The following is a 4,002-nucleotide window of genomic DNA, read 5'->3' as shown; positions in this document are numbered from 1 at the left end:
ACCCCCAACCCCTCCCCTGCAGGGGAGGGGCTTCCACGATGACCGTCCGCGCGCGCGTGATCCCCTGCCTCGACGTGGCGAACGGCCGCGTCGTCAAGGGCGTCAACTTCGTCGACCTCAAGGACGCCGGCGACCCGGTCGAGCAGGCGCGCGCCTATGACGCTGCGGGCGCCGACGAGCTCTGCTTCCTCGACATCACCGCCAGCCACGAGGCACGCGGCACGATCCTCGACGTCGTCCGCCGCACCGCCGAGGTCTGCTTCATGCCGCTGACCGTCGGCGGCGGCGTGCGCGGCGTCGACGATGCCCGCGCGCTGCTGCTCGCCGGTGCCGACAAGGTCGCGGTCAATTCCGCCGCAGTGTCGCGCCCGGAGATCGTCGCCGAGATCGCCGAGCGCATGGGTAGCCAATGCGTCGTCGCCTCGGTCGACGCCCGCAAGGTCGCCGAGGGGCGCTGGGAAGTCTTCACCCATGGCGGCCGGCGCGAGACCGGGATCGACGCGGTCGCGCATGCGCTGCGCCTTGCCGAGCTCGGTGCCGGCGAATTGCTCGTCACGTCGATGGACCGCGATGGCACCCGCGACGGCTACGACCTCGACCTGATCCGCACGATCGCGGATCAGGTCACGGTGCCGGTGGTCGCGTCGGGCGGGGTCGGCGCTCTCGATCATCTAGTGGCGGGAATCCGCGACGGCCATGCCAGCGCCGTGCTCGCGGCATCGATCTTCCACTTCGGCGAGGCCAGCATCGCCGACGCCCACGCCGCGCTCGCGGCGGCGGGGATACCGGTACGCTCGTAACTCGTGCTCCTGCGAAAGCAGGAGCCTAGGATTACGAAAGGCATTGCTTGCGACTCTGGGCTCCTGCTTTCACAGGAGCACGGGTCAGCTTAACCCTTCCCCAATCCCCCTTCCGTTACAACCTGCCACATGCTCCGCCTCGCGCTCGCCTTGCTCACCGCCGCCCCCGCGCTCGCCGCGGCCCCGCATAGCGGCGTCGCGGGCACGCGCTCGATGCCCGAGCTTTCCGACCTCGCCTTGTTCGCCTGTGCTGCGTTCGCGGTGTGGTTCGTGCGCCGCCAGCTGCGCGCGCGCTTCCGCGCCAAGGATTGACAGCGCCGCGCGGCTCCCGCAGCCCCGCTTCATGGCCGACATCCTCGACACGCTCGAAGCAACCATCCGCGAACGCCGCAGCGGCGATCCGGCAAGCTCCTATGTCGCGCGGCTGACCGCCAAGGGCCGCGCCAAGATCGCGCAGAAAGTCGGCGAGGAAGCCGTCGAGACGGTGATCGCCGCTATCGAGGGCGACAGGCCCGGCATCGTCAGCGAAGCCGCCGATCTGGTCTTCCACCTCGCAGTGCTGCTCGCCGATGCCGGGCTGAGCCTCACCGACGTTCGCGCCGAACTCGCCCGCCGCGAAGGCGTGTCGGGGATCGACGAGAAGGCCAACCGCTCCGCCTGATCCTCCCCGGCACGGGGAGGGGGACCAGCCAAAGGCTGGTGGAGGGGGCCCTCCTCATAGGGCGTCCCTCGCGGCACACCCCCTCCACCACGCCCTACGGGCGCGGTCCCCCTCCCCGTGCCGGGGAGGATCGGCTAGGCCCGGCTCAAACGAGGAGACCCGTCATGCCCATCGACGCCACCCAGCCTTACGACCCGAACAACATCTTCGCGAAGATCCTGCGCGGCGAGATCCCGTCGAAGCGCGTGTATGAGGACGAGCACGCCCTCGCCTTTCACGACATCAACCCGCAGGCGCCGCAGCACATCCTGGTGATTCCCAAGGGCCCCTATGTCAGCTGGGACGATTTTGCCTCCAAGGCGAGCGACGCCGAGATCGCCGGCTTCGTCCGCGCGGTCGGGCAGGTCGCGCGCGACGCCGGGATGGTCGAGCCCGGGTACCGGCTGCTCGCCAATATTGGTCAGGACGGACATCAGGAAGTCCCGCACCTGCACGTCCATCTCTTCGCCGGCCGGCCGCTGGGGCCGATGCTCGCGCGCTGAGCTGCGCGACTAAGGGATTGCGCGACGGGCTTTTGCGGCTAGGCTCGCGCCTTTCCATTACGGGTGGCGCGAACCGGCGCCGCGAAGGGGACCACTTAATGATATTCGGGCGCGTAAAACCACTCGACGCGATTCTCGCGACCGCCGAGAAGAAATCGCTCCACCGATCGCTCGGCGCGTTCCAACTGACCATGCTCGGGATCGGCGCAGTGATCGGCACCGGCATCTTCGTGCTGACCGCCGAGGCCGCGCAGAAGGCCGGTCCGGGGATGATGATCAGCTTCATCATCGCCGGCGTCGTCTGCGCCTTCGCGGCGCTCTGCTATGCCGAAATGGCGTCGATGGTCCCCGTCTCGGGCTCAGCCTATACCTATAGCTACGCCGTGATGGGCGAGCTGATCGCCTGGATGGTCGGCTGGGCGCTGATCCTCGAATATGCCGTCGCCGCGGGGGCGGTGTCGGTCGGCTGGTCGGGCTACGTCGTCGGCCTGATCGAGCATGCCGCCGGGATCGACATACCCGACACCCTGGTGCTCGGGCCGTTCGACGGCGGGCTGATCAACCTGCCGGCAATGCTGATCGCCGGCCTGGTCACCTGGCTGCTGGTGATCGGCACCAAGGAGAGCGCGACGATCAATGCGATCCTCGTCGCGATCAAGGTCTCCGCGCTCACTTTGTTCATCGTCTTGGCGCTGCCGGCAATGAACAGCACCCAATTCTCGCCCTTCGCCCCCACCGGCTTTGTCGGCATCTCGATGGCGGCGGCGTCGATCTTCTTCGCCTATGTCGGCTTCGACGCGGTCTCGACCGCCGCCGAAGAGACCAAGAACCCGCAGCGCAACATGCCGATCGGCCTAATCGGCAGCTTGGGCATCTGCACGATCTTCTACATCCTCGTTGCTGCCGGCGTGATCGGCGCCCCGGGCCTCTCGACTCAGCCGGTGACCGCCGGCGGCGTCGCGCTCGACCCTGGCAGCCGCGAGCTTGCCGCGCAGTGCGCCGCGCGTGCCGCCGAGGGCTTCAAGGACGTGGTCTGTTCGAAGGAAGCGCTCGCCTTCACCCTGCGCGAAATCGGCTGGCCGCAGATCGGGAACTTGATCGGCCTCGCCGCCGGACTGGCGCTGCCGTCGGTCATCCTGATGATGATGTTCGGCCAGACCCGCATCTTCTTCGTGATGAGCCGCGACGGGCTGCTTCCCGCGGCCTTCTCGAAGATCCACCCCAAGTTCAACACGCCGCACGTGATCACGATCATCACCGGCATCGCCGTCGCGTTGTTCGCGGCCTTCTTCCCGGTCGGCCAGCTCGCCAACATTTCGAACTCGGGGACCTTGTTCGCTTTCGCGGCGGTCTCGATCGCGGTGATGGTGATCCGCCGCACCGAGCCGAACCGCCAGCGGCCGTTCCGCACCCCGCTGGTATTCGTCACGGCGCCGCTGGCAATTCTCGGTTGCGCCTATCTGTTCATCAGCCTCGACATCAAGAGCATCGTTCTGTTCGCGATCTGGGCGGTGATCGGCCTGCTCGTCTATTTCGGCTACAGCCGTAGCCGCAGCCATGTCGGCCGTGGCATCGTCGATGTCGCCGAACATGAGGCCTACGAGCAACTCGATCCGCCGGTGCCGGGCACGCACTGAGGCGGGCGTTCGCTGCAATCGGGGCCGGAGGCGCAATCCTCCGGCCCTTCTTGTTTGTGGGTACGACGCTGCTGGACGCTGCGGAATCCGGCGCTATGCGTTGAGACCCAGTGACTGCATGACGTCGGGAGCGAATGGAATGAACGATACGGCTTGGCAGACCGGAGGGCCCCTATATGCCGGAGCGCCGGTATGGCTCACCTTGTCGTTCGTGCTGATCGCGATTGGCATTCTCGCTGCACTGTTCGTGCTCGCCTGGGGCACCCGCATCGCCAAGCGGCGCCAGCAGGCGCGCCGCGAGCTCGAAGAGCGCGGCGAGTTGGTCGGCCAAAATGCGTCACCGCCCCCACCGCCCCCGTCCC

5 protein-coding genes and 1 pseudogene are annotated in these 4,002 nt (G+C 67.6%); all 6 read left to right on the top strand.

What is annotated here, in order from left to right; translation table 11 throughout:
* Positions 1 to 38 precede the first annotated feature (38 nt).
* The gene (gene hisF, locus AC3WJI_RS21395) at positions 39 to 800 is read left to right on the top strand and encodes an imidazole glycerol phosphate synthase subunit HisF (protein WP_492759330.1); all 762 of its coding nucleotides are present in this window, start codon (positions 39 to 41) and stop codon (positions 798 to 800) included.
* Positions 801 to 929: 129 nt separating this feature from the next.
* Entirely contained in the window at positions 930 to 1,112 is a 183-nt protein-coding gene (locus AC3WJI_RS21390) for a hypothetical protein (protein ID WP_492759329.1), read from the top strand.
* A gap of 31 nt (positions 1,113 to 1,143) precedes the next feature.
* On the top strand, positions 1,144 to 1,461 hold the full coding sequence (locus AC3WJI_RS21385; protein ID WP_492759328.1) for a phosphoribosyl-ATP diphosphatase: 318 nt from the start codon (positions 1,144 to 1,146) through the stop codon (positions 1,459 to 1,461).
* A gap of 164 nt (positions 1,462 to 1,625) precedes the next feature.
* Positions 1,626 to 2,003: a histidine triad nucleotide-binding protein gene (locus AC3WJI_RS21380; protein WP_492759327.1), complete on the top strand. Its 378-nt coding sequence runs from the start codon at positions 1,626 to 1,628 to the stop codon at positions 2,001 to 2,003.
* Between the two features lie 98 nt (positions 2,004 to 2,101).
* The gene (locus AC3WJI_RS21375) at positions 2,102 to 3,640 is read left to right on the top strand and encodes an amino acid permease (protein WP_492759326.1); all 1,539 of its coding nucleotides are present in this window, start codon (positions 2,102 to 2,104) and stop codon (positions 3,638 to 3,640) included.
* A gap of 139 nt (positions 3,641 to 3,779) precedes the next feature.
* Positions 3,780 to 4,002, top strand: a pseudogene (locus AC3WJI_RS21370) (hypothetical protein); the annotation flags it as partial.

The organism is Sphingomonas sp. FW306-1B-B10E (genome assembly GCF_058782005.1).
This window is presented reverse-complemented; position numbering and strand designations above follow the sequence as displayed.

Excerpts from the sequence above, each read along its gene's own strand:
- AC3WJI_RS21380 (WP_492759327.1), top strand. The coding sequence starts at position 1,626 with ATGCCCATCGACGCCACCCAGCCTTACGACCCGAACAACATCTTCGCG.
- AC3WJI_RS21385 (WP_492759328.1), top strand. The coding sequence starts at position 1,144 with ATGGCCGACATCCTCGACACGCTCGAAGCAACCATCCGCGAACGCCGC.
- AC3WJI_RS21375 (WP_492759326.1), top strand. The coding sequence starts at position 2,102 with ATGATATTCGGGCGCGTAAAACCACTCGACGCGATTCTCGCGACCGCC.
- AC3WJI_RS21390 (WP_492759329.1), top strand. The coding sequence starts at position 930 with ATGCTCCGCCTCGCGCTCGCCTTGCTCACCGCCGCCCCCGCGCTCGCC.
- hisF (WP_492759330.1), top strand. The coding sequence starts at position 39 with ATGACCGTCCGCGCGCGCGTGATCCCCTGCCTCGACGTGGCGAACGGC.